Source organism: Xanthomonas sp. NCPPB 3005, assembly GCF_041228095.2.
Taxonomy (GTDB): Bacteria; Pseudomonadota; Gammaproteobacteria; order Xanthomonadales; family Xanthomonadaceae; genus Xanthomonas_A; species Xanthomonas_A bonasiae.
In genome coordinates, this window is sequence record NZ_CP166096.2 from 2,347,400 (window position 1) to 2,372,505 (window position 25,106).

The 25,106-nt window shown below is 69.2% G+C and carries 25 protein-coding genes; 18 read left to right on the plus strand and 7 right to left on the minus strand.

The genetic code is table 11. From position 1 onward, the window contains the following. The first annotated feature begins 123 nt into the window (after nt 1–123). Nucleotides 124–339, plus strand: coding sequence for a cold-shock protein (locus AB8810_RS10090; RefSeq protein WP_046979462.1), 216 nt, complete (start codon nt 124–126; stop codon nt 337–339). A gap of 97 nt (nt 340–436) precedes the next feature. Here the strand turns inward: AB8810_RS10090 and AB8810_RS10095 are convergent, their stop codons facing one another. Then, on the minus strand, nt 437–913 hold the full coding sequence (locus AB8810_RS10095) for a glycine zipper 2TM domain-containing protein (RefSeq protein ID WP_206259969.1): 477 nt from the start codon (nt 911–913) through the stop codon (nt 437–439). A 153-nt stretch (nt 914–1,066) separates the two neighbouring features. After that, the gene (locus tag AB8810_RS10100; RefSeq protein WP_179565225.1) at nt 1,067–1,492 is read right to left on the minus strand and encodes a hypothetical protein; all 426 of its coding nucleotides are present in this window, start codon (nt 1,490–1,492) and stop codon (nt 1,067–1,069) included. Between the two features lie 95 nt (nt 1,493–1,587). Here AB8810_RS10100 and AB8810_RS10105 point away from each other — a divergent pair, with 95 nt between their 5' ends. Then, complete coding sequence (locus tag AB8810_RS10105) at nt 1,588–2,421, plus strand: ThiF family adenylyltransferase (RefSeq protein WP_206228824.1); 834 nt, start codon at nt 1,588–1,590, stop codon at nt 2,419–2,421. Between the two features lie 69 nt (nt 2,422–2,490). Here the strand turns inward: AB8810_RS10105 and AB8810_RS10110 are convergent, their stop codons facing one another. The 4 genes from AB8810_RS10110 to AB8810_RS10125 all read right to left on the minus strand — a co-directional run bounded on the left by AB8810_RS10110 (nt 2,491) and on the right by AB8810_RS10125 (nt 4,440). Beyond that, entirely contained in the window at nt 2,491–2,925 is a 435-nt protein-coding gene (locus tag AB8810_RS10110) for a hypothetical protein (RefSeq protein WP_369916409.1), read from the minus strand. 3 nt (nt 2,926–2,928) lie between these two features. Continuing rightward, nucleotides 2,929–3,198, minus strand: a complete 270-nt coding sequence (locus tag AB8810_RS10115) for a hypothetical protein (protein ID WP_369916410.1) — start codon at nt 3,196–3,198, stop codon at nt 2,929–2,931. 213 nt (nt 3,199–3,411) lie between these two features. After that, nucleotides 3,412–4,194, minus strand: a complete 783-nt coding sequence (locus tag AB8810_RS10120; protein WP_369916411.1) for a TatD family hydrolase — start codon at nt 4,192–4,194, stop codon at nt 3,412–3,414. A 6-nt stretch (nt 4,195–4,200) separates the two neighbouring features. After that, nucleotides 4,201–4,440 (minus strand): DUF6116 family protein, encoded by a 240-nt coding sequence (locus AB8810_RS10125; protein ID WP_191824034.1) that lies wholly within the window; start codon nt 4,438–4,440, stop codon nt 4,201–4,203. 179 nt (nt 4,441–4,619) lie between these two features. Here AB8810_RS10125 and AB8810_RS10130 point away from each other — a divergent pair, with 179 nt between their 5' ends. The 12 genes from AB8810_RS10130 (at nt 4,620) to AB8810_RS10185 (ending at nt 18,176) form a co-directional block, all read left to right on the plus strand. Continuing rightward, entirely contained in the window at nt 4,620–5,432 is an 813-nt protein-coding gene (locus tag AB8810_RS10130; protein ID WP_179565213.1) for a glycine zipper 2TM domain-containing protein, read from the plus strand. 107 nt (nt 5,433–5,539) lie between these two features. Further along, nucleotides 5,540–6,703 carry an acyl-CoA dehydrogenase family protein gene (locus tag AB8810_RS10135; protein WP_179565211.1) on the plus strand — a complete coding sequence of 388 codons (1,164 nt, stop codon included), beginning with the start codon at nt 5,540–5,542 and terminating at the stop codon, nt 6,701–6,703. 60 nt (nt 6,704–6,763) lie between these two features. Then, nucleotides 6,764–7,303 (plus strand): GNAT family N-acetyltransferase, encoded by a 540-nt coding sequence (locus tag AB8810_RS10140; RefSeq protein WP_191824036.1) that lies wholly within the window; start codon nt 6,764–6,766, stop codon nt 7,301–7,303. 91 nt (nt 7,304–7,394) lie between these two features. Continuing rightward, nucleotides 7,395–7,949 (plus strand): NADPH-dependent FMN reductase, encoded by a 555-nt coding sequence (locus AB8810_RS10145; protein ID WP_179565207.1) that lies wholly within the window; start codon nt 7,395–7,397, stop codon nt 7,947–7,949. A 216-nt stretch (nt 7,950–8,165) separates the two neighbouring features. Further along, nucleotides 8,166–9,584: a replicative DNA helicase gene (locus AB8810_RS10150; protein ID WP_179565205.1), complete on the plus strand. Its 1,419-nt coding sequence runs from the start codon at nt 8,166–8,168 to the stop codon at nt 9,582–9,584. 175 nt (nt 9,585–9,759) lie between these two features. Then, nucleotides 9,760–10,869: an FIST N-terminal domain-containing protein gene (locus AB8810_RS10155; RefSeq protein WP_369916412.1), complete on the plus strand. Its 1,110-nt coding sequence runs from the start codon at nt 9,760–9,762 to the stop codon at nt 10,867–10,869. Nucleotides 10,870–10,871: 2 nt separating this feature from the next. After that, complete coding sequence (locus tag AB8810_RS10160; RefSeq protein ID WP_179565201.1) at nt 10,872–12,005, plus strand: sensor histidine kinase; 1,134 nt, start codon at nt 10,872–10,874, stop codon at nt 12,003–12,005. Between the two features lie 3 nt (nt 12,006–12,008). Next, nucleotides 12,009–13,115 (plus strand): HDOD domain-containing protein, encoded by a 1,107-nt coding sequence (locus tag AB8810_RS10165; protein ID WP_369916413.1) that lies wholly within the window; start codon nt 12,009–12,011, stop codon nt 13,113–13,115. Next, nucleotides 13,112–14,269 carry an HD domain-containing phosphohydrolase gene (locus AB8810_RS10170; RefSeq protein ID WP_179565197.1) on the plus strand — a complete coding sequence of 386 codons (1,158 nt, stop codon included), beginning with the start codon at nt 13,112–13,114 and terminating at the stop codon, nt 14,267–14,269. Before AB8810_RS10165 ends, AB8810_RS10170 begins: the two co-directional genes overlap by 4 nt. 102 nt (nt 14,270–14,371) lie before the next feature. Then, nucleotides 14,372–15,793 carry a deoxyribodipyrimidine photo-lyase gene (locus AB8810_RS10175; RefSeq protein WP_369916414.1) on the plus strand — a complete coding sequence of 474 codons (1,422 nt, stop codon included), beginning with the start codon at nt 14,372–14,374 and terminating at the stop codon, nt 15,791–15,793. A 123-nt stretch (nt 15,794–15,916) separates the two neighbouring features. Then, nucleotides 15,917–17,371: a wax ester/triacylglycerol synthase family O-acyltransferase gene (locus AB8810_RS10180; RefSeq protein ID WP_179565193.1), complete on the plus strand. Its 1,455-nt coding sequence runs from the start codon at nt 15,917–15,919 to the stop codon at nt 17,369–17,371. 106 nt (nt 17,372–17,477) lie between these two features. Beyond that, a complete protein-coding gene (locus AB8810_RS10185) occupies nt 17,478–18,176 on the plus strand; it encodes an OmpA family protein (protein WP_179565191.1) in 699 nt (232 codons plus the stop codon). Nucleotides 18,177–18,329: 153 nt separating this feature from the next. Here the strand turns inward: AB8810_RS10185 and AB8810_RS10190 are convergent, their stop codons facing one another. Further along, nucleotides 18,330–19,421, minus strand: a complete 1,092-nt coding sequence (locus tag AB8810_RS10190; RefSeq protein ID WP_179565189.1) for a LysR family transcriptional regulator — start codon at nt 19,419–19,421, stop codon at nt 18,330–18,332. Nucleotides 19,422–19,549: 128 nt separating this feature from the next. On the opposite strand from AB8810_RS10190, the gene AB8810_RS10195 reads away from it, so the two are divergent. The 4 genes from AB8810_RS10195 (at nt 19,550) to AB8810_RS10210 (ending at nt 25,082) form a co-directional block, all read left to right on the plus strand. After that, nucleotides 19,550–19,774, plus strand: a complete 225-nt coding sequence (locus AB8810_RS10195) for a hypothetical protein (protein WP_179565187.1) — start codon at nt 19,550–19,552, stop codon at nt 19,772–19,774. Continuing rightward, nucleotides 19,771–20,544 (plus strand): SDR family oxidoreductase, encoded by a 774-nt coding sequence (locus AB8810_RS10200; protein WP_179565185.1) that lies wholly within the window; start codon nt 19,771–19,773, stop codon nt 20,542–20,544. Before AB8810_RS10195 ends, AB8810_RS10200 begins: the two co-directional genes overlap by 4 nt. Before the next feature lie 11 nt (nt 20,545–20,555). Continuing rightward, nucleotides 20,556–21,749 carry an efflux RND transporter periplasmic adaptor subunit gene (locus AB8810_RS10205; protein WP_369916658.1) on the plus strand — a complete coding sequence of 398 codons (1,194 nt, stop codon included), beginning with the start codon at nt 20,556–20,558 and terminating at the stop codon, nt 21,747–21,749. Nucleotides 21,750–21,911: 162 nt separating this feature from the next. Then, nucleotides 21,912–25,082, plus strand: a complete 3,171-nt coding sequence (locus tag AB8810_RS10210) for an efflux RND transporter permease subunit (protein ID WP_369916415.1) — start codon at nt 21,912–21,914, stop codon at nt 25,080–25,082. Nucleotides 25,083–25,106 lie beyond the last annotated feature (24 nt).

Here is a 25,106-nt window from a genome sequence, read left to right on the forward strand (position 1 = left end):
AATCGTGGCCCGATGCGGTAGATCCAAACGATCCGCTACAGCGTTATACCTCGCTTCCTCCTTGCAACCAGCCGCCGAACCCACGGCGTACCCACCCCTGAGACTGTTTCAAGGAGTAAGTCCATGACTGACGGCAATCGCGAAAACGGCACCGTGAAGTGGTTCAACGATGCCAAGGGCTTCGGTTTCATCAGCCGCGAGAACGGCGAGGACGTGTTCGTGCACTTCCGCGCGATCCAGACCCAAGGCTTCAAGAGCCTGAAGGAAGGGCAGAAGGTCAGCTTCACCGTGGTGCAGGGCCAGAAGGGCCTGCAGGCCGACGCGGTGCAGCCGGTCTGAACCCGGCGCGCCCGGCGCCACGCCGGGGCCCGTGCCCAGCAAAAAGGCCCGCACTGCGGGCCTTTTTGCGTTTCGGCAAGCGCGGCAGCGCGAGCGCTTAGCGCGGCACCACGCGGCCGTTGACCACGCGCACATAGGTGTTCTCGCGGATCCCGGCCAGATCGCGCTGGTTGACCACGATCACCCGGCCATCGTCCATCTGCACGTGCACGTCGTAGCTGTCGCTGGTGACGTTGTTCTGGATCTGGTTGCCGGCCAGCGCGCCGGCGGCGGCACCGGCCACGGCCGATACGTTCTGGTTGCCCTTGCTGCCGCCGGTGTGGTCGGAGATCTCGTGGCCGGCGATCGCGCCGACGATGCCGCCCAGGACCGCGCCGGTGCCGGTGGGCGCGGTGCGGCCGGAGGCCACCGTATCGATGCGGGTGACGATGCCGCAGTCCGCGCAGCGGTTGTCCGAATAGCCGCGCGACGGCTGGCTATAGCCGCCGCCACCGCCGCCGTAGCCGGGGGACGTGGCGCAGCCGGCCAATGCCAGAACGGCGACGGCGCCAGTGGCCAGTAGTTGAATCTTCATGTGTGCTCTCCTCGACAGACGGTGGACCGCGGCAGCCCCGCGTTTGCACGCATCCTGTCCGCCAGCGTGTGAATGCAACGCCAATCGCCACGCGCCTGGATGGCCGACGCGCTGCAGCGTCAGGGGGAATTCATCGACAAGCGCGATGGCGGATCAGCGGAAATCGCGATGGCAGGCGTCGCAACCGTCGTCGATCCGGTGGGTGAGCTGGTCTAGCGCGGCGCAGGTGGTCGGCAGCGGGGCCTGCGCCGCATCCAGCGTGGCGCGCAGCGCCCCGGCATGCTGCTGGAAGCGGCTGTCGTCGCCGAGTCCGGGAAACGCGGTTTCCAGGTCGTTGCCGAGCAGGCGCAGCGTGTGCACGCGCGCTTGCAGGTCGGCGGCGCTGCAGCGGTTCTGCGCATGGCTGCGTTGCAGCAAGGCCAGCTGCTTGTCCATCACCTGCATCAGGCTGCGCGGGAACGGATCCTGCCGCGCCTGCAGCGCGCGCATCGACATCACGGTCGCGACCAGGCCGATCAGGATCCCGGCGAGCAGCACGAACAGGTAGCGGGAGGCAGTGGAGGCGGGCGGGCTTGCCATGGGGCGGGCTGGCGGAAGGAAAGCGCGATAGTACGCCGGCCGCCGACCCGCGTGGCGTCGCCGCCGCGGCGTCGCCGATGAAATAAACTGCGCCCATGAACGAACAATTGCGCGAGCGCTTTGCCGGCATCGACCGGCTGTACGGGCGCGGGACCATCGAGCGCCTGGCGCAATGCCGGGTGGCGGTGGTGGGTATGGGGGGCGTCGGCTCGTGGGTGGTGGAGGCGCTGGCGCGTTCGGCGGTCGGCCATCTGACCCTGATCGACGCCGACGACATCTGCGTGTCCAACACCAACCGCCAGTTGCCGGCGCTGCAGGGCCAGTACGGGCGCAACAAGGCGCGGGCCATGGCCGAGCGCTGCGTGGCGATCAACCCGGCGATCGAAGCGACCGCGGTCGAGGCCTTCCTGACCCCGTCCAACATCGCCGAACTGCTCGGCACCGGCTTCGACCTGGTCGTCGATGCCTGCGACAGCTTCCGGGTCAAGGTGGAGACCATCGCCTGGTGCCGCCGGCGCAAGCTGCCGCTGCTGACCGTGGGTTCGGCCGGCGGCCGCACCGACCCGACCCTGGTGCGCATCCGCGACGTGTCGCGCACCGAGCACGACGCGATGCTGGCGCTGATCCGCAAGAAGCTGCGCAGCGAGTTCAACTTCCCCAAGAACCCGCAGCGCTACTTCGGCGTGCCGGCGGTGTATTCGCTGGAGAACGTGCGCTACCCGCAGGCCGACGGCAGCGTGTGCGGGCTGCGGCCGCAGCTGGGGCCGGATGCGGCGTTGAACCTGGACTGCGGCGCCGGGCTGGGCGCCGCCACGCATATCACCGGCGCGTTCGCCTTCGCCGCGGCGGGCAAGGCCTTGGAGATGCTGTTGAAACCGAAGCGGGAGCAGCCGGCGACGGCGACGGCTGCAGCGCTGGAAGCGGAGTAGCGAGCCGAAGCGGTTGTCCGCCCCGTGGGCCTGACAATTGGTTCACGCCTGCCGGCCTGACGGAGTCCGTCAGTGATTCTTTTCCAGATAGAACGCGAGGTACTTCCTTGGCCGTTCCTGGAAGGCTCTTGCCTTGCCGAGGCGGTGGGCTTGGTCGAAACAGCGATAGGCCTCGGAATATTCTTCCAGCTCGAAGTGCGCCATTCCCAGGTCGATCAAGGGGCCGGTATCGCTCTCCGATTCACGGGCCTGTAGCGACTTCTGCGCCCACTGTTTGGCGGCGGCGAAGTCGGCGTTGTCGAAATGCAGGTTGTAGAAGGAGCCGGTGATCCACGCCGACAGCGGCGGCCATTCCAGCTTCGGCTCGGGCAGCAAGTCCCAGGCGCGGTGGTAGGCCGATCGGGCGGCGTCCTTGTCGCCGCGCTCGTCCAGCGCATTGCCCGACTCCATGATGCCCATGATGGGCTTCGCCAGCTCGGGGTTTGCGTCTGCCAGGTCTTGCATGCGTCATGGCTCCTTGCCGATGCGTTCTTCGTGGTCCGCCGATTCTACATCCGGCCCAGCGGGCAGCCATTTGCCCTCGATTCTCTTGTAGCTGTCTGCCCGATACGGGTGGCGAGCGACGATGCGCGAAATTCGCGTCTGGAAATCGCGCTCCTCATGCCAGACACTGCCGCATTCGCCGCAGCCCCAGAACGGCGGCGACTCGGCATCGATCCAATCGACCCATCCCGCGCATCGTGGAAGCGGGCCGCGATAGGGGGGCCTCGTGGTCATGCGGCTTGGTGACAGCGACCATCGTGACGTACTGCGTGGACGCGCCGCAGCACGGGCACTCGATCATGATGAAACGCTGGCCTTTGCCAGCAGCGGCATGACGAACGCACGCGGTTGCGCGTCCAGGTCGAAGCGCTCCTTGCAGAGCTGGCACTGTGCGTCCCGCTGTGACGCTATGTCTGTTTCCCTGCAGGCCGCCGCATTTCCGAGCCGTCACGCGGGCTCGGCACGCGCATCCAGGCCGAACAGTTGCTGCGCATTGCGCGTGGTCTGTTCGGCGATCTCGGCGGCGGGCTGGCCGCGCAGCGCGGCGATCGTGTCCAGGACCGTGCGCAGCCGCGCCGGCTCGTTGCGCTCGCCGCGGATGGACGCGTCGGGCTGGTCCGGGGCGTCGGTTTCCAGCAGCAACTGCTGCAGCGGCAGCTCGGCCGCCAGGCGCCGCAGCCGCTGCGCGCGTGCGTAAGTGACCGGGCCGCCGAGGCCGATCAGGAAATCCAGCGACTGCAGTTGCCGCGCCTGTTCCGGGCTGCCGGCGAAGCTGTGCACCACGCCGCGCAGGCGCCCGACCTTGCGGATCGCCAGGATCACCGCATCCACCGCGCGCCGCGCGTGCACGACCACCGGCAGGTCGAACGCGCGCGCCAGCTGCAGCTGGCCGGCGAAATAGCGCTGCTGTTCGGCTTCGTCCAACCCTTCGACGAAGAAATCCAGGCCGCATTCGCCGATGGCACAGGGGCGCTCGCGTTCGATCCACTCGCCGAGCAACGGCAGATGCTCCGGGCGGTGCTGGTCCAGGAACAGCGGATGCAGGCCGTAGGCCGGATACAGGCCGTCGGCCATCGCGCAGACCTCGCGCAGCTTCGGCCAGGACGCCGCCGTCACCGCTGGCAGCACCTGCGCGACGATGCCGGCGGCCTGCGCGCGCGCGACCACCGCGGCGCGGTCGCCGTCGAACTCGGCGGCGTCGAGATGGCAGTGGCTGTCGATCAGACGCATCGGCGGTCAGCGGCGCACGCGGCGCGCGCTGGACGCGATGGGCTCCGGTTCGACGGGCGCAGGCGTGCGGGTCTTCCAGTTGGCCAGCAACAAGGTGCCCAGGCCGAACACGATCTCGTCGATGAAGGGCAGCGGGTCGGGCAGCAGCACGCTCAGCACGAACAGCCCGGCGGTCAGTTTGAACAGCGTGGGGTAGCGCAATTTGCCGGCCCAGCGCAGCAATGGCAGCACGATCGGGTTAGGCATGGACGATCCTCCGGCAGGGTGATGAAAACGCTAACACGCTTGATATGGCGCCTTTCCGCATGCCGCACCAGTCCGCGCTCAGGATTTTCGCTGAATAGGGAGCGGATCGGTTCAGCTTCGGCATGGTAATCACAGCACCGTAGATGCAGACAACGCGGCCAGACCGCAGGAGAGAAACGATGAAGAGCAATACGACAACCATTCTGGTCGCGGCTGGCGCATTGCTGGTCGGCGGCGTGGCCACCGCGGCCTTCATGAACAACCGCGACAAGCAGGAGTTCGCCGGCAGCGGCGACGTGCGTCCGGCTGCGGACAGTGTTGCCGGCGACGCGGTCGCAGGCAACGACGTCGGCGGCAAGCTGGAATACGCCGACGTGGTGCGGGTCGATCCGATCACGCAGAAGGAACAGCGCTACGCCGAGGTGATCGGCACCGAGCCGCTGCGCGAGACTTCCACCACCACCACCCCGCGCCAGGTCTGCAACGACGTGGTGGTGCAGGAGCGCCTGCCCGAGCGCGACGGCAACGTCGGCGGCACCGTGGTCGGTGCGGTGGTCGGCGGGCTGCTCGGCAACCAGGTCGGCCATGGCAACGGCCGCAAGGCGGCGACCGCGGCCGGCGCAGTGGCCGGCGGCTTCATCGGCAACCAGGTCGACCGCAACCACGTCGGCGGCCGCGTGGTCGATCGCACCGAGCGCCAGTGCCACACCGAGAACAGCACCGCCGAGTCCTCGCGCATCACCGGCTACAACGTGACCTACCGCAACGACGACGGCAGCACCGGCACCATGCGCACCGACAGCAAGCCGGGCAGCCGCATCGCCTTGGGCAAGGACGACGTGGTCAAGGGCTACGAGGTCACCTACCGCTACGACGGCCAGGAGAAGACCGTGCGCATGGACGACAAGCCCAGCAGCGACCGCCTGCCGGTGCTGGACGGGCGCCTGGTCACCCAGACCGCCTCGGCCGGCGACGTGATCAGCCAGCGCTGAGTCTCGCCGCGGCAGCAGGGAGAAAGGGTCGGCCAGGTGCCGGCCTTTTCTTTTTCCGGAGCGCGGGCAGGCCGATACAATGCGGCTTTCGCCTGCCGAGTCCCGCCATGCCGTTGCCTTGCGACGATCTGTTCAACGTGGCCGCGCTGCTGAGCGAGGAGGAGCGCGCGATCCAGCAGGCGGTGGCGCGCTTCGTCGATGCCAGGGTGCTGCCGATCATCGGCGATGCGTTCGACCAGGCGCGGTTCCCCGCCGAACTGGTGCCGGACCTGGCGCAACTGGGCCTGCTCGGCGCCACGCTGCCGCCCGCCGACGGCGGCGCCGGGCTCAATGCGGTCTGCTACGGCCTGATCTGCCAGGAACTGGAACGCGGCGACAGCGGGCTGCGCAGCTTCGTCAGCGTGCAGTCCTCGCTGTGCATGTATCCGATCCACGCCTATGGCAGCCAGGCGCAGCGGCAGCGCTGGTTGCCGGCGATGGCCGCCGGCACCGCGATCGGCTGCTTCGGCCTGACCGAGGCGCAGGGCGGTTCCGACCCGGCCGCGATGCAGACCCGCGCGGTGCGCGACGGCGACGGCTGGCGCCTGAGCGGCAGCAAGATGTGGATCACCAACGGCAGCCTGGCCGACGTGGCGATCGTGTGGGCGCAGACCGAGGACGGGGTGCAGGGGTTCCTGGTCGAAGCCGGCACGCCGGGCTTCGCGACGCAGGACATCGCGCACAAGATGAGCCTGCGCGCCTCGGTGACCTCGGCGCTGTTCCTGGACGACGTGCGCGTGGCGGACGCGCAGCGGCTGCCGGGCGTGCGCGGGCTGAAAGGCCCGCTGGGCTGCCTGACCCAGGCCCGCTACGGCATCAGCTGGGGCGCGATCGGCGCGGCGATCGCCTGCCTGCGCGAGGCGCTGGCCTATGCCGGCGAACGCATCCTGTTCGGACGCCCGCTGGCGGCCACGCAGAGCGCGCAGATCAAGCTGGCCGACATGGCCCGGCGCATCGCCGGCGCGCAGCTGTTGGCGCTGCAGCTGGGCCGGCTCAAGGATGCAGGCGCACTGCAGCCGGCGCAGGTGTCGCTGGCGAAGTGGAACAACGTGCGCATGGCGCTGGACATCGCCCGCGAATGCCGCGACCTGCTCGGCGGCGCCGGCATCACCACCGAATACGGCGCCATCCGCCATGCCTTGAACCTGGAATCGGTGATCACTTACGAAGGCACCGAGACCGTGCACCAACTGGTGGTCGGCCGCGAGCTGACCGGCATCAATGCGTTCTGAACCGGTGCGCGCCGCGGCCATGGCGCCCGGGGCAATGGACAGACACGAGGAGGCGAGGGCATGAGCATTTTCGATCTGCAACTGGACACCGGGCGTCTGCTGCTGCGCCCGCCGAGCGCGGCGGATTTCGACGACTTCTGCCGGTTCACCGGCGATGCCGAGACGATGCGCCATCTGGGCGGCGTGCAACCGCCGCCGGTGGCCTGGCGCGCGCTGGCGGCGCTGGTCGGCAGCTGGCAGTTGCAAGGGTTTTCGATGTTCTCGGTGATCGAGAAGCGCAGCGGGCAATGGATCGGCCGGGTCGGGCCGTGGCAGCCGCATGGCTGGCCGGGGACCGAGGTCGGCTGGGGGATCGCGCGCCCGTACTGGGGCCAGGGCTATGCGCCGGAAGCGGCGCGCGCGTCGATCGACTGGGCGTTCGCGCAATTGGGCTGGACCGAGGTGATCCATACCATCGCCGCCGACAACGCCAATTCCAAGGCGGTCGCGGCCAAGCTGGGCGCGCGCTACCTGCGCCAGGATCGCCTGCCCGAGCCGCTGCAGGCGCACGAGGTGGAAGTGTGGGGGCAGTCGCGCGCGGACTGGCAGGGGCGGCGCTGAGCGGCCTGGCGGCGGTCGCCCTGGCCGTATTCACCTGGCCACGCTGCGCCGGCGGCTAGGCTGCAAGCCCCAAATCGGTCAGGAGTACGCCATGAGCCAGTACCGCATCGCCGTCTTCGTCGGCAGCCTGCGCAAGGAGTCGTTCAACCGGCGCCTGGCGCTGGCGCTGGAGAAACTGGTCGGCGACCGCGCCCGCTTCGAGTACGTGGAAATCGGCGACCTGCCGCTGTACGACCAGGACCAGGATCACGACTATCCGGAGCAGGGCAAGCGGCTGAAGGCGCAGGTCAGCGACGCCGACGCGGTGCTGTTCGTCACCCCCGAGTACAACCGCTCGATCCCCGGCGTGCTCAAGAACGCGATCGACCTGGGCTCGCGGCCCTACGGTGACAGCGCCTTCGCCGGCAAGCCGGCAGCGGTGTGCGGAGCGTCGCCGGGCACACTCGGCACCGCGCTGGCGCAGCAGCACCTGCGCAACGTACTGGCCTACCTGGACATGCCGGTGCTGAGCCAGCCGGAGGTGTTCGTGCAGTTCAAGGACGGCCTGATCGAGGCCGACGGCAGCATCGGCAACGACGATACGCGCAAGTTCCTGCAGGGCTTCGTCGACAAGTTCATCGCCTGGGTCGACGAACTGCAGGCCTGAGCCGGCGAACCGGCGATCTCAGCGGATGCGACGCACAACGGCGATGCTGCGGCGCCGCGGCGATCGCCTTGCGTGGCGCGGCCTGCGCGCAGTTCTCAACGGGTTGTCCACAGACTTGTCCCTAGCCGCGCCGCACGCCGCTGACTAAGATGGCCGGCCGGGTCGCGCCATCGGCGCCGCCCGCCGACCGCGCCCCCCAGAGAGAAGATCCAGCCCATGTCCGCCCGTCCCGGCTACCGCGGCGACCGCAAAAGCGAGCGTGGCGAACGCAGCGAGCCGCGTATCGATCAGTTGCGCGTGCCGCCGCATTCGATCGAGGCCGAACAGGCCGTGCTCGGCGGCCTGATGCTGGCGCCCGACGCCTACGACCGGGTCAACGACCAGCTCACCGACAACGATTTCTACCGGCGCGATCATCAGCTGATCTACCGCGCGATCCGCGAGCTGGCCGAGAAGGGCCGCCCGTTCGATGCGGTGACCCTGGGCGAGTGGTTCGAGTCGCAGGGCAAGCTGGAGATGGTCGGCGACGGCGCCTACCTGATCGAACTGGCCAGCACCACGCCGTCGGCGGCCAACATCGCCGCCTATGCCGAGATCGTGCGCGACAAGGCGGTGCTGCGGCAGCTGATCGAGGTCGGCACCACCATCGTCAACGACGGCTTCCAGCCGGAAGGGCGCGAGAGCGCGGAGCTGCTGGCCAGCGCCGAGAAGGCGGTGTTCAAGATCGCCGAGGCCGGCGCGCGCGGGCGCAGCGATTTCGTGGCCATGCCCGGCGCGTTGAAGGACGCGTTCGAGGAATTGCGCAGCCGCTTCGAGAACGGCGGCAACATCACCGGCCTGCCCACCGGCTACAGCGACTTCGACGCGATGACCGCCGGGCTGCAGCCGACCGACCTGATCATCCTGGCCGCGCGTCCGGCGATGGGCAAGACCACCCTGGCGCTGAACATCGCCGAGTACGCCGCGATCAAGTCGAAGAAGGCGGTGGCGGTGTTCTCGATGGAAATGTCGGCCTCGCAGCTGGCGATGCGCCTGATCTCCTCCAACGGCCGCATCAACGCCCAGCGCCTGCGTACCGGCCAGCTCGAGGACGAGGACTGGGCGCGGGTCACCGGCGCGATCAAGATGCTGAAGGAAACCAAGATCTTCATCGACGACACGCCCGGCGTGTCGCCGGAGATCCTGCGCTCCAAGGCGCGCCGGCTCAAGCGCGAGCACGACCTGGGGCTGATCGTCATCGACTACCTGCAGCTGATGTCGGTGCCGGGCAACAGCGAGAACCGCGCCACCGAGATCTCCGAGATCTCGCGTTCGCTCAAGGGCCTGGCCAAGGAGCTGGGCGTGCCGGTGATCGCGCTGTCGCAGCTCAACCGCTCGCTGGAAACGCGTACCGACAAGCGCCCGGTGATGGCCGACCTGCGCGAATCCGGCGCGATCGAGCAGGACGCGGACATGATCGTGTTCATCTACCGCGACGATTACTACAACAAGGAAAATTCGCCGGACAAGGGCCTGGCCGAGATCATCATCGGCAAGCATCGCGGCGGCCCGACCGGCTCGTGCAAGCTCAAGTTCTTCGGCGAATACACCCGCTTCGACAACCTGTCGCACGATTCGGTGGGCGCGTTCGAGTAGGCGCCGCACGCGACCGCGACGCCGGCCGCGCGATTGCTGCGCTGCAGTGGATGCGGCCGGCGGCGCGCGTATTCATCCGGGCACAGCGATACTTCTGTCACAGAGCGCTTTGACCGCGCTCAACCTCAATCCGTGATGGTCGATACCCGGAGGGAACCCTTCCTGGATCCCGCCCATGCCGTTGACCGTCACCCATGCGGAAACCGCCGACCGCGATGCCGTCGCTGCGGTCGCCGCGTTGCGCGCGCGACTGGGCGCCGCGCCGCTGGACGCCGTGCTGCTGTTCTGCGATGCCGAATACGATCTGGACGCGTTGGGTCCGGCGATCAAGGCCGGCTTCGACTGCCCGGTGATCGGCTGCACCGCTGCCGGCCAGATCGGCGAGCACGGCTTCCAGAGCAACGGCATCCTGGTCGCCGGCCTGCGCGGCGGCGTGCTGCAGGCGCAGCCGCTGCTGATCGCGCCGCTGAGCGACCTGCAGGCGCAGGTCGCGGTGGTGGCCGAGACGGTGCAGGCGGCGACGGCCGACAAGGCCGGGCAGTGCTTCTCGCTGCTGCTGGTCGACGGACTGTCCACCTGCGAGGAATACCTGGCGGCGGCGCTGTACCGGATGATCGGCGACGTGCCGCTGCTCGGCGGCTCGGCCGGCGACAATCTGCGTTTCGAGCGCACCCTGGTCTATTACGACGGCCGCTTCCTGGCCGATGCGGCGGTGCTGACCCTGTTCCATTCGCGGCACCCGTTCGTGGTGTTCAAGCTGCAGCACTTCGTCGCCAGCGAGATCGAACTGGTGGTCACCGACGCCGATCCGGCGCGGCGCCTGATCCGCGAGATCAATGGCGAGTCGGCCGCGCTGGCCTACGCGCAGGCGATCGGCGTGCCGCTGGAAGAACTGGAGCCGAAGGTGTTCTCGACCTATCCGCTGCTGCTGACCTTGAGCGGCGAGCCCTACGTGCGTTCGATCCTGCGCGTCAACGAGGACTTGTCGATGACCTGCTACTGCGCGGTGGAAGAGGGCATGGTGGTGTCGGTCGGCCAGGCGGTGGACGTGATGGAAACGCTGCAGCAGGCCTTTGCCGAAGTGCACGAGACGATATCCGACCCGGCGCTGGTGATCGGTTGCGACTGCATCCTGCGCCGCCTGGAGTTCGGCCAGTCGCAGATGCAGCAGCAGGTCGGCGCGTTCATGGCGCAGCAAGGCGTCTTCGGTTTCTCCACCTACGGCGAGCAGTTCAACGGCTTGCACGTCAACCAGACCTTTACCGGCGTGGCGATCGGGAGATGAGCATGTCCGCAGATGCAGCGACGGTCCCGATCCTGGCGCATGCCGCAACCGCGCCGCTGGAGAGCGGCGAGACGGCGTTGATCGCCGAGTTGCGCCGGCAACTGGCCGCGCGCGACAAGGTGATCGCCGTGTTGAAGAAGCGGGTCACCGCGCGCGACGATGCGGCGGCCTCGCCGCTGGCGACGCTGCAGCAGAACATCGCGCTGGGCAAGGTGGTGGCGCTGAAGACGCAGGAGCTGAGCCGCGAGCGGCAGGAGCTGGAGCATGCCCTGGCCGACCTCGGCAAGGCCCAGGTCGCGCTGCTGCAGGCGCAGAAGATGGAGTCGATCGGCCAGCTCGCCGCCGGCATCGCCCACGAGATCAACACGCCGGCGCAGTACGTGCGCGACAACCTGGCGTTCGTGTGCAAGGCCAAGCAGATCCTCGACCACGTGTTCGACATGACCTTCGCTATCGTCGATGCGGCGCGTGCGCAGGGCGTGGCGCCGGAGCTGGTCGCCGCGCTCGACGCGCAGGTGACCTCGTCCAAGTTCCAGTACCTGCGCAAGCAGACCCCCGAGGCCTTGCAGCAGTCGCTGGAAGGGCTGGACCGCATCACCAAGATCGTCAGTGCGATGAAGACCTTCTCGCATCCATCGGCCGGCGAGAAGGAACCGGTGGACCTGCGCGAGCTGGTCGCCACCACCATCACCGTCGCCCGCAACGAATGGAAGTACGTGGCCGAGATCGAGACCGATTTCGCCGCGGACGTGCCAATGGTGCCGTGCCTGCGCGACGAGATCGGCCAGGTGTTGCTGAACCTGGTGGTCAACGCGGCGCATGCGATCGGCGACACGCTGGTGCCGGGCGAGCGCGAGCAGGGCCGGATCCGCATCATCCTGCGGCGTGCCGGCGACAGCCACGTGGACCTGTGCGTCAGCGACGACGGCCCGGGCATTCCCGAGGCGATCCGGACCAAGGTGTTCGATCCGTTCTTCACCACCAAGCCGGTCGGCAAGGGCACCGGCCAGGGCCTGGCGATCGCCTATTCGGCGGTGGTGGAAAAGCACCAGGGACTGATCTTCTTCGAACCGCCGGCGGACCAGCGCGGCACCACGTTCGTGGTGCGGCTGCCGTTGAACGCCGTGGCGGGCTGAACGATGCGCGTGCTGTTCGTCGACGACGAGAAGCAGGTACTGGCCGGCCTCGAGCGCACCATGTTCATGGCCGACCGCGATTGGGACGTGGCCTTCGCCGGCAGCGGCGCCGAGGCGCTGGTCGCGCTGCGGGCGCAACCGGCCGACGTGGTGGTCTCGGACATGCGCATGCCGATGATGGACGGCGCCGAACTGCTGCGCCAGGTGCGCGACAGTTGCCCGCGCACCATCCGCATCATCCTGTCCGGGCATACCGAACAGGAAGCGGCGCTGCGTTCGCTGGACGTGGCCCATCAGTTCCTGGCCAAGCCCTGCGAGGGCGATGCGCTGATCGAAGCGATCGACCGCGCCGTGGCGCTGCAGGTGCTGCTGGACGATCCGGCGGTGCAGGCGGTGGCCGGACGCATCGGCGGGCTGCCGTCGGCACCGCGCATGTTCGCGCGGCTCAACCGCCTGCTCGGCGATCCCGCTGCCGGCGTGGCGCAGGTGGCCGCGGTGATGGAAGGCGACCCGGCGCTGGCGGCCAAGGTGCTGCAGCTGGCCAATTGCGCGTTCTTCGGCAATGGCCATCGCGTGGCCGAGATCAAGGACGCGGTCAACCGCATCGGCATCGGCCTGCTGCGCACGCTGGTGCTGGCCAGCGAGGTGTTCCACAGCGACGCCGGCGACTCGGCCGACGCGATCCGCACCGATGCGGTGCGCGCGTCGCGGCTGGCGGCGGTGGTCGGCAAGGGTCACGTCGCCGAGGACGTGGTCACGACCGCGGCGCTGCTGGCCAACGTCGGCGCGTTGCTGCCGGACGTCGAGCGCCTGTGCCGCGATGCCGATCCGCACGGCCGCGGCTTCCCGTCGCATGCGGAGATCGGCGCCTACCTGCTCGGCGTGTGGGGCCTGCCCGGGGCGATCGTCGAGGCGGTCGCCCATCACCGCGCGCCGCGCCGGGTCGAGCATCGCCAGTTCGACGCGATCGGCGTGGTGCATGTGGCCGTGGCGCTGGCCCAAGGCCAGGCGCCGGACCTGGAGTACCTGCAGGCGATGGGCGTGGCCGCGCAGCTGCCGCAGTGGCAGGCGGCGTGCGCGCAGATTCGCGAAGCGGAGGTCGTGTCATGAGCGAGCCGGAACTGCCGCGCATCCTGTGCGTGGACGACGAACCCAATCTGCTGGCGGCGCTGGAGCGCAACCTGTTCGGCCAGTTCGACGTGGTCACCGCCAACGGCGGCGAGGCCGGACTGGCCGCGATCGCCGCCGGCCCGCCGTTCGCGGCGATCGTGTCGGACATGCGCATGCCGGGCATGGACGGCGCCGCGTTCCTGGCCGCGGCGCGCGCGCGCGCGCCGGACAGCGTGCGCCTGCTGCTGACCGGGCAGGCCGATGCGACCTCGGCGATCGCCGCGATCAACCAGGGCGCGATCTTCCGCTTCCTGTGCAAGCCGTGCCCGACCGAGGAACTGGTCGCCGCGCTGGAACAGGCGGTGGCGCTGCATCGCGCCACGCTGCTGGAACGCGAGCTGCTGGAAACCACGCTGGCCGGCACCACGCGCATGCTCACCGAGGTGCTGTCGATGGTCGCGCCGTGGGCGTTCCAGCGCTCGGCGCAACTGCAGGCCTGCGTCAGCCACGTCACCGCCAAGCTGCCGTGGCCCAACCGCTGGATGGTGGAAGTGGCCGCGGCGTTGAGCCACATCGGCTGCGTCAGCGTACCGGGCGACATCGTGCAGCGCGAGATCGCCGGCGACGAACTGTCCGAGGAAGAGCAGAAACTGATCGACGGCCATCCGCTGGTCGCGTACCGGCTGCTGACGGCGATCCCGCGCATGCAGGCGGTGGCCGAGATCGTGCGCTACCAGGCGCTGCCGCCGCCGGCCGACGCCTCGCCGGACGTGGTCCGCGGCGCGCAGCTGCTGCGCGCCTCGCTGCTGCTGGTGCGCGGGCTGGCGCGCAAGCTGCCGTTGGCGCACGCGGTGCAGGAGCTGCGCAAGGTCGAGCCGCCGCTGCCGCGCGGCCTGATCGACGCGCTCGCCGACCTGCAGCTCAATACCCGCAGCGGCATCCGCAAGGCCAAGGTCTGCGATCTGGTGCCGGGCTGGCGCCTGGAGCAGGACGTGGTGTCCAAGCGCGGCATGATGCTGCTGGCGCACGGCAGCGAACTGAGCCTCACGTCGATCCTGGCCTTGCGCAATCTGCAGGCGGCCGGCGCCATCGTCGAGCCGCTGCTGGTCAGCTACGGCAACCAGGAACAGTCCGGCGCGCCGGTCGCGGCCTAGCCAGCGCGCCAGCCGGCACCCGCGCCGGCGCCGTGCGCGCTCACGCCGGCTGCGCGCCGGCCCCGCGTATCCTTGCGCGTCCTTTTCCGGCCCGTCCTGCGCATGAGCTACGCCATAGTCTGGTTCCGGCGCGACCTGCGCCTGCACGATCAACCCGCGTTGCATGCGGCGCTGGCCGCCGGGCACACGCCGGTGCCGGTGTACGTGCACAGTCCCGGCGACGAGGGCGCCTGGGCCGCCGGCGCGGCCTCGCTGAGCTGGCTGCAGCGCTCGCTGGCCGCGCTCGACGCGCAACTGCAATCGTGCGGATCGCGGCTGATCCTGCGCCAGGGTCCGGCCGAGACCGTGCTGCGCGAGCTGATCGCCGAATGCGGCGCGGTCGCGGTGTACTGGAACCGCCGCTACGAACCGGCCACGCAGCCGCGCGACGCCCGGCTCAAGCGCGAACTGCGCGAGCAGGGCCTGGAGGTGCACAGCCGCAACGGTGCGCTGCTGTTCGAGCCGTGGCAGCTGGCGACCCAGCAGGGCGGGCCGTACAAGGTGTTCACGCCGTTCTGGCGCAGCGCGCTGAGCCATTGGCAGGTGCCGGCGCTCTTGCCCGCGCCGAAGACGCTGCCGCCACCGCCGCCGGCATTGCACAGCCTGCCGCTGGAACAACTGGGACTGGCGCCGGCGCTGGGCTGGGACCGCGGTTTCTGGGAGGTATGGCGACCGGGCGAAGCGGGCGCGCACGAGGCGCTGGAGGTGTTCGTCGACGGCGCCCTGCGCGGCTACGTCGAGGGCCGCGACCGACCCGACCAGGTCGGCACCTCGCGCCTGTCGCCGCACCTGCATTTCGGCGAGATCGCGCCGTGGCGGATCGTCGCGGCACTGGAAAACGAGCGCAGCGCCGCCACCGGCGCGGCGATCGACGGCTACATCCGCCAGCTCGGCTGGCGCGACTTCGCCCATCACCTGCTGCACCATTTCCCGGCCACGCCCGAGCACAACCTCAATCCGCGCTTCGCCCGGTTCCGCTGGGCCGCGCCGGATCCGGCGCAACTGCAGGCCTGGCAGCGCGGCCGCACCGGCGTGCCGATCGTCGACGCCGGCCTGCGCGAACTGTGGCATACCGGCTGGATGCACAACCGGGTGCGGATGATCGTCGCCAGCTACCTGTGCAAGCACCTGCGCGTGCGTTGGTCCGAAGGCGCGCGCTGGTTCTGGGACACCCTGGTCGATGCCGACCTGGCCAACAACACGCTCGGCTGGCAGTGGGTGGCGGGGACCGGCGCCGACGCCGCGCCGTACTTCCGCGTGTTCAATCCGGTGACGCAGGCGCAGAAGTTCGATCCGCAGGGCCGCTACATCGCGCGCTGGGTGTCGGAACTGGCGGCGCTGCCGGTGGCCGAGCGCTTCGCGCCGTGGCTGTCGCCGCAGCGCCTGGCCGCCAGCGCGCCGCACTATCCGCGGCAGCCGATCGTGGACCTGGCCGCCGGACGCGACGCCGCGCTGGCCGCCTACCGCGAGACCGGCGGCGGCTGACCCGGGCGCACGCGGTGCGCGCGTGCTGCGCTGCGGCGTGAACCGCGGCAGCGCGGGGCAGGGCGCCGCGATTGACGCCCTTCGCCGCGCCATGATTCACTCCGGCCAGGCACAGGAGCATGCATGGCCACCAGCACAGCCCGCCGCAAGCCGCGGCGCGAACCGATGTCGCGCGTGGATACCGCCTGGTTGCGGATGGAGCGGCCGACCAATCCGATGATGATCACCGGCGTGCTGATGCTCGACGAGGCGCTGTCGCTGTCGCAGTTCAAGCAGTTGGTGCGCAAACGCTTCCTGTCGTTTCCGCGCTTCCAGCAAAAGCCGGTGGACACCGCGACCGGCGCCTACTGGCAACACGACGACGACTTCGACCTGGACTGGCACGTGCGCCTGTCGGCCCTGCCCGGACGCGGCGGCAAGAAGGCGCTGGAACGCTTCGCCGGGCAGATGGCGTCCACGCCCTTGGACAAGACCAAGCCGCTGTGGCAGTTCCATCTGATCGAACGCTACGAAGGCGGCTCGGCGCTGGTCGCGCGCATCCACCACAGCTACGCCGACGGCATCGCCCTGGTGCAGGTGCTGCTGTCGCTGACCGACATGCAGCGCGTGCCGGAACCGTCGGCGCAGTTGGGCCGCGCCTGGCTGAAGGACGACGGCAAGGAAGTGGTGCGCCGGGTCGGCGCCATCGACCGCTACCTGAAACTGGGCGGGCGCATGCTCGACAAGGGCCGCGAGATGTACCAGGACCCGAACCTGGCGCAGATGCTGGCCAAGGAAGGCGGCCTGATCGGCCGCGAACTGGCCAATGCGTTGCTGCTGTCCGACGATCCGCCGACGCTGCTGCGCGGGCGGCTGGGGGTCAGCAAGCGGGTGGCCTGGGCCGCGCCGCTGGACCTGGACGAAGTGAAGGCGGTCGGCCGCGCCTGCGACTGCACGGTCAACGACGTGTTGATGGCGACGATGGCCGGCGCCCTGCGCGACTACATGCTCGAGCGCGGCGAACAGCTGGACGGGGTGACCCTGCGCGCCACGGTGCCGGTCAACCTGCGCCCGCTGGAACACGCGCGCAAGCTCGGCAACCATTTCGGGCTGGTGTTCCTGGACCTGCCGGTCGGCGAGGCCAATCCGGTGCGGCGCGTGCAGCGCGTGGCCGAATCGATGCAGCAACTCAAGCAGTCGCGGCAGGCGATGGTGGTGTTCGGGCTGCTGGCCGCGGTGGGCATGGCGCCGGCGGCGCTGCAGTCGCTGGCGCTGGACCTGTTCAGCCGCAAGGCGACCACCGTGGCGACCAACGTGCCGGGGCCGCAGCAGCCGCTGTATCTGGCCGGCAGCCGCGTGCGCGAGATGATGTTCTGGGTGCCGCAGACCGGTTCGATCGGGGTCGGTGTGTCGATCATGAGCTACAACCACCGCGTGCACTTCGGCCTGATCGGCGACGCGCGGCTGATTCCCGACCCGGATGCGGTGATGCGCCGGATCGGCGCCGAATTCGAGAAGCTGCTGTACCTGGCGCTGATGGGCGACTGGGAGCATCCGCTGCGCGCAGCGGATGCGGACGCGCTGCTGCCGGTTTCCTGAACAGGGCGCATGCGGACGCAGCGCGACCCGCGCGGCGTTCATGCCCGTCTCGCAGGCGCTTGTTTATGCTTGCTCCCACTTCAATCCAGATGTGGGAGAGAGCGCGATGAAACGCACCGTCATTCAAGGCATGTCCGTGGCGCTGGCCAGCGCGCTGGTGTTGTCCGCCTGCGCCACCGGCGGTTCCTACGTGCAGCGCGACCAATACGGCAATCCGACCGAACAGCAGAACAACCGCACCGGCCGCGGCGCGCTGATCGGCACCGCGGTCGGCGTCGCCGCCGGCCTGCTCAGCGGCAGCAGCGCCACCGAGCGCCGCCAGCACGCGATGATCGGCGCCGGCATCGGCGCGCTCAGCGGCGCGGCGATCGGCAACTACCAGGATCGCCAGGAGCGCGCGCTGCGCGAGCGCACCGCCAACACCGGCATCGACGTGCGCCGCGACGGCGACAACATCACCCTGAACCTGCCCGACGGCATCACCTTCGACTTCAACCAGTCCACGCTGAAGCCGCAGTTCTATTCGGCGCTCAACGGCGTGGCCTCGACCCTGGGCGAATACAACCAGACCATGATCGAAGTGGTCGGGCACACCGACAGCATCGGCAGCGATGCGGTCAACCAGCGCCTGTCCGAGCAGCGTGCCGCCTCGGTGGCCGCGTACCTGACCGCGCAGGGCGTGCAGCGCGAGCGCATCGAGACGCTGGGTGCGGGCAAGAAGTACCCGATCGCCGACAACAGCACCGAGGCCGGCCGTGCGCAGAACCGCCGGGTCGAGATCCGCGTGGTGCCGCTGCGTTCCTGAGCGGCGTCCACCAAGCCGGAAATGCGAACGGGCCGCGGATGCGGCCCGTTTCGCGTTGTGCGCCACCGGCGCGCCGGCGTGTGCCGAGGTCGTCCCGGGATCGCAGCGCGCAAGACCGGGGCCAGCGGCCGCGGTCGTTGCCCGCCTGCCTGCTCAGACCAGCGCTTCTTCCTCCAGTTCCGGCACAGGTTCCGCCTCCGCCTCTTCCAGCGATGGCAGTTCGGCCAGCTGCGGCAACGCCAGGGTCTGGGTATTCATCGCCACGCCGCTGCACAGGGTGAACTCGGCGCCGCTGTCGGCGTGTTGCGTGGCCAGCTTGGCCGGGCACTGCGCCAGCATGTAGTTGACGTCGAAGTTGAGCTTGTCGACCAGGAAATCGACGAAGGCGCGGACCTTCGGCGACAGCATGCGCCCGCCGGGAAACACCGCGTTGAAATCCAGGTCCGGGCCGACCCAGCCGCCGAGCACGCGGCGCGCCTTGCCGGCCTCGATCAGCGGCTTGATCGTCGCGTCGCTGGCCAGCACCAGGCCTTCGCCGCAGACCAGCCCGCCGATCAGCGCGGCCGAGTCGTTGGCGACCAGGATCGGCTGGATCGCGAAGTCGCCGCTCTGCTTGCCGTTGCGCAGCGGCCAGCTGAGCCGGTTGTTGCCGTTGCGGCCATTGCTCAGCGCCAGCGTGCGGTGGTGTTGCAGGTCGTCCGGATGCAGCGGCTCGCCGTGGCGCTCGATGTAGTTGGGGCTGGCGAACACCTGGGTGCGGAAGGTGGCCAGCTTGCGCGCGACCATGGTCGAGTCCAGCAGCGCGCCCATGTGCAGGGCCACATCCACGCCTTCGGCGATCGGATCGACCTTGTCGCTGGTCATGACCATTTCCAGGCGCACTTCCGGATGCTGCTTGTGGAATTCGCCCAGGATCGGCGCCACCCAGGAAATGCCGGCGGAGTAGGGCACGCTGAAGCGCAGCCAGCCGCGCGGGCCGGCCTGCAGTTGCCCGACCGCGCTCTCGGCTTCCTCCAGTTCGCGGGCGATGCGCTGGCAATGTTCGTGATAGACCGCGCCGGCCTCGGTCAGGCCGAGGCGGCGCGTGGTCCGGTGCAGCAGGCGCGCGCCCAGGCGCGCCTCCAGATCCTGCACCTTTCTGCTGACGGTGGTCTTGGGCAGGCCGAGCGCATTTGCCGCGGCGATGAAGCTGCCTTGCTCGACCACCTTGACGAAGATCAGGGTGTCGTTCAGATCGTGGGTCATGGCGGGTTCCTGAGGGGTGGAGACGATTGGACCGGTGACGGGACGATTATTCCCCTTAATTCGGACTAATCAAGTGCGGCTTTGGCGCCTAATTTGTACGCATTCGCCGCCACCCAGGCCATTTGCTCATGCTGTTGCGCACTCTGTTCCAGTTTCTCGCAGGCGTCCGTCGCCCGAATCGAGTCGATGGTACGCCCATCGACGCGCTGGAAACCGGTTACCTCAAGGCATTTCGTGAATTCACCCCGCCGCCGCGCAGCCAGGCCGGCAGTTCGATGCAACTTGGCCAGCGCGGCAGCGGCCGACTCGGTCGGATCTCGATTGTCCCGTTTGCGGGAGTAAAAGTCCCGTGAGCGGGACGCTGGACCCGGAGGTGCTGGTGCTCGGCGGCACCGGCAACATCGGTCTGGGCGTGGTCCGCGCCTTGCTCGAAGCCGGCAGTCCGGTCGTGGCCGTGGCGCGCGACCGCGGCCGGTTGCGCGCCCTGCGCGATCGCTACAGCGACGAACCGGCGCTGGACGTGCTGCAGGGCTCGGTCGCCAACGACGCCACCGCCGCCGCCCTGGCGGCGGCCGTGGCGCAGCGGCCGCGGCCGCTGGCCGGGGTGGTCGCCAGCCTCGGCAGCCCGCTGCGCTGCGGGCGCCTGCTGGACCAGCCGGTGACCGCGCTGCGCCGGCGCATGGAAGCCGACCTGCTGCCGCATCTGGCCGCCGCCCGGCACCTGCTGCCGCTGCTGGCGCAGGCCGAGCGCGGCGGCCGCTACATCCTGCTCGGCAGCCCGTGCGCGTTGCGCGCCTGGGCCGGGCATGGCGAAAGCTCGGTGGCCGCGGCCTCGATCCGCATGCTCGCCCAGGTCCTGCACGAAGAAGCCAAGCCGCTGGGCGTGCGCGTGCAACTGCTGTCGCTGACCCATCCGGTCTGCCGCAGCGAAGCCGGCGCCGACGACTGCCCGGAATGGTTCACCACGCTCAGCGTGGGCCGCGCCGCGGTGGCGCTGCTCGCCGACGCCGGCGTGCCGGGCCAGGCCATCGTCGACATCGACAAACACCACTACGCGCATCCACGCACCTCGTTGATGACCGCACCGCATTTTTCTCCTTCCACTCACGAGGTTTCTCCATGAACCCGATTCCGATGTCGTTCCATTCCCCATCGCGTGCCCTGCGCCCGCTGGCCATCGCGCTGCTCGCCGTGGCCCTGGCCGCCTGCGGCGGCAAGGCCGAACAGCAGGGCGCGCCGCCGCCGCCGGCGGTCGGCGTGGCGCCCGCGCTGCAGAAGGAAATCAGCCAGTGGGACGAGTTCAGCGGCCGCGTCGAGGCGGTCGAACACGTCGACCTGCGCCCGCGCGTGTCCGGCTACATCGACAAGGTCAACTACGTCGAAGGGCAGGAGGTGAAGAAGGGCGATGTGCTGTTCACCATCGACGCGCGCAGCTACCGCGCCGAACTGGCGCGCGCCAACGCCGAACTGGCGCGGGCGCGGACCCAGTCCAAGCTCAGCGGCAGCGAGGCGTCGCGCGCCAAGAAGCTGTCCGACCAGCAGGCGATCTCCACCGAGACCTGGGAGCAGCGCCACGCCGCCGCCGAACAGGCCGATGCCGACGTGCTCGCCGCCCAGGCCGCGGTGGACACCGCGCGCCTGAATCTGGAGTGGACCCAGGTCCGCGCGCCGATCGACGGCCACGCCGGCCGCGCCCTGGTCACCGCCGGCAATCTGGTCAGCGCCGGCGACAGCGCCAGCGTGCTGACCACGCTGGTGTCGCTGGACAAGGTGCATGTGTATTTCGATGCCGACGAAGGCACCTTCCTGCGCTATGCGCAGATGGCGCGCAAGGGCGAGCGGCCCAGCGAGCGCGACGGGCAGTTGCCGGTGCAGGTCGGCCTGGTCGGCGAGGACGGGTTCCCGCACGCGGGCAAGGTCGATTTCCTCGATAACCAGATCACCCGCAGCACCGGCACCATCCGCGTGCGCGCCGTGCTCGACAACGCCGATCGCAGCTTCACCCCGGGCCTGTTCGCCCGCGTGCGCCTGCTCGGCAGCGGCCGCTTCAACGCGCTGCTGATCGACGACCGGTCGGTGCTGACCGACCAGGATCGCAAGTATGTCTATGTCGTCGACAAGGACGGCAAGGCGCAGCGTCGCGACGTGCAGCTGGGACGCAGCGCCGAAGGCCTGCGCATCGTGCTCGGCGGGCTCAACCCCGGCGACCGCGTCATCGTCGACGGGGTGCAGAAAGTGTTCATGCCGGGCATGCCGGTGCAGGCCAAGCCGGTGGCCCTGGCCACGGCGTCGCCGGCGGCCGCACGCAAGGCCGTCGCGCTCGACTGATCGCTTCCGACTGACGCCGGAGGCGCGCACAGCGTCGTAGACCGGCCGCGCTGGCGGCCGGTGCTTGCCGGCCGGGCCACCGTCGTGGCCCGGCGTAGCCGCCGCTTTGCCCGCCTTCCTGTTCGGCCATCCGTTTCACCTTAGTTTCCAGGACCACCACCCATGGACTTTTCCAGATTCTTCATCGACCGGCCGATCTTCGCGGCCGTGCTGTCGATCGTCATCTTCGCCGCGGGACTGATCGCGATCCCGATGCTGCCCATCGGCGAATACCCCGAAGTGGTACCGCCTTCGGTGGTGGTGCGCACGGTGTATCCGGGCGCCAACCCCAAGGTCATCGCCGAGACCGTGTCCACGCCGCTGGAGGAAGCGATCAACGGCGTCGAGAACATGATGTACATCAAGTCGGTGGCCGGCTCCGACGGCGTGCTGCAGATGACCGTGACCTTCCGCCCGGGAACCGACCCGGACGACGCCGCGGTCAAGGTGCAGAACCGCGTCGCACAGGCGCAGGCGCGCCTGCCCGAGGACGTGCGCCGGCAGGGCGTGACCACGCAGAAGCAGTCGCCGACCTTCCTGATGGTGGTGCACCTGACCTCGCCCAAGGGCAAGTACGACAGCCTGTACCTGCGCAACTACGCGCGCCTGCACGTCAAGGATGCGCTGGCGCGGATCCAGGGCGTGGGCGATGCGCAGGTGTTCGGCGGCGGCGACTACGCCATGCGCGCCTGGCTGGACCCGGAGCGGGTGGCCGCGCGTGGGCTCACCGCCGGCGACGTGGTCGCGGCGATGCGCGAGCAGAACGTGCAGGTCTCGGCCGGCCAGCTCGGCGCCGAGCCGATGCCCGACAGCAAGTTCCTGACCCTGATCAACGCGCAGGGCCGCCTGCGCAGCGAGCAGGAGTTCGGCGACATCGTGCTCAAGGTCGGCGCCGATGGCGAAACCGTGCGCCTGGGCGACGTCGCGCGCCTGGAGCTGGGCGCCGGCGACTACACGCTGCGCTCGCAGCTGGACGGCAAGAACGCGGTCGGCATCGGCATCTTCCAGGCGCCGGGCGCGAACGCGCTGCAGATCCGCGACCAGGTGATCGCCAAGATGGACGAGCTCACCAAGCAGTTCCCGGAGGACGTCAAGTACGAGGCGGTCTACGACACCACGATCTTCGTGCGCGACTCGATCACCGCCGTGGTGCACACCTTGCTGGAAGCGGTGCTGCTGGTGGTGCTGGTGGTGATCCTGTTCCTGCAGACCTGGCGCGCCTCGATCATTCCGTTGATCGCGGTCCCGGTGTCGGTGGTGGGTACCTTCGCCGCGCTGTACGTGCTGGGTTTCTCGATCAACACGCTGACCCTGTTCGGCCTGGTGCTGGCGATCGGCATCGTCGTGGACGATGCGATCGTGGTGGTGGAGAACGTGGAACGCAACATCGAGGAAGGGCTGGCCCCGCTGGCCGCCGCCCACCAGGCGATGCGCGAGGTGTCCGGCCCGATCGTGGCGATCGCGCTGGTGCTGTGCGCGGTGTTCGTGCCGATGGCGTTCCTGTCCGGCGTGACCGGCCAGTTCTACAAGCAGTTCGCGGTGACCATCGCCATCTCCACGGTGATCTCGGCGATCAACTCGCTGACCCTGTCGCCGGCGCTGGCCGCGCGCCTGCTGCGTGCGCACGACGCGCCCAAGGACGGCCCGTCGCGGCTGATGGACCGCCTGTTCGGCGGCTGGCTGTTCCGTCCGTTCAACCGTTTCTTCAACCGCAGCTCCGAGCGCTATCAGGGCAGCGTGTCGCGCATCCTCGGCAGGCGTGGCGTGGTGTTCGTGGTCTATCTCGGCCTGCTGCTGGTCACCGGCGTAATGTTCAAGGCGGTGCCGGCCGGCTTCATCCCGACCCAGGACAAGATGTACCTGATCGCCGGCGTGAAGCTGCCCGAAGGCGCCTCGCTGGAACGCACCGATGCGTTGCTGCGCAAGGTCACCACCATCGCCATGCAGACCGAGGGCGTCGAGCACTCGATCTCCTTCCCCGGTTTGAACGCGTTGCAGTTCACCAATACGCCCAATACCGGCGTGGTGTTCCTGACCTTGAAGCCGTTCGCCAAGCGCCATCGCAGCGCGTTGGAGATCAACGCCGAAATCAACCAGCGCATCTCGCAGTTGGGCGAAGGCATGGCGTTCGCGTTCATGCCGCCGCCGATCCTCGGCCTGGGCAACGGCAACGGCTATCAGCTGTTCATCGAGGACCGCGCCAACCTGGGCTACGGCGCGCTGCAGAATGCGGTCAGCACGATGCAGGGCGCGGTGGCGCAGACCCCGGGCATGAGCTTCCCGATCGGCACCTACCAGGCCAACGTGCCGCAGCTGGATGCCGAGGTCGACCGGGTCAAGGCCAAAGCGCAGGGCGTGGCCCTGACCGATCTGTTCGATACCTTGCAGACCTACCTGGGCTCGGCCTACGTCAACGACTTCAACCAGTTCGGCCGCACCTGGCAGGTGATCGCCCAGGCCGACGCGCCGTTCCGCGAGAACGTGGAGGACATCGCGCGGTTGCGCACCCGCAACGCCGCCGGCGAAATGGTGCCGATCGGCTCGATGGTGACGATCAAGCAGAGCTTCGGTCCGGATCCGGTGTTGCGCTACAACGGCTATCCGGCGGCCGATCTGGCCGGCGAGGCGGATGCGCGCATGCTGTCCTCGGCCGAAGCGATGGCCAAGATCACCCAGATCGCCAAGCAGGTGCTGCCCAACGGCATGGAGATCGAATGGACCGACCTGAGCTATCAGCAGGCGAGCCAGGGCAATGCGGCGATGGTGGTGTTCCCGCTGGCGGTGATGCTGGCGTTCCTGGTGCTCGCCGCGCTGTACGAAAGCTGGACGCTGCCGCTGGCGGTGATCCTGATCGTGCCGATGACGCTGCTGTCGGCGCTGTTCGGGGTGTGGTTGACCGGCGGCGACAACAACGTGTTCGTGCAGGTCGGCCTGGTGGTGCTGATGGGCCTGGCGTGCAAGAACGCGATCCTGATCGTCGAGTTCGCCCGCGAACTGGAGCTGCAGGGCAAGGGCATCGTGGAGTCGGCGCTGCAGGCCTGCCGCCTGCGCCTGCGCCCGATCGTGATGACCTCGATCGCGTTCATCGCCGGCACCGTGCCGCTGGTGTTCTCGCATGGCGCCGGCGCGGAAGTGCGCTCGGCCACCGGCATCACCGTGTTCGCCGGCATGCTCGGTGTGACCCTGTTCGGCCTGTTCCTGACCCCGGTGTTCTACGTCGCCCTGCGCAAGCTGTCCGGGCGCCCGCTGGTGTCGCATGCGCCGCCGCACGCCGATGCGCCGATCCACGCTTGATCCTTTCATTCCCCCTTTTCAGGA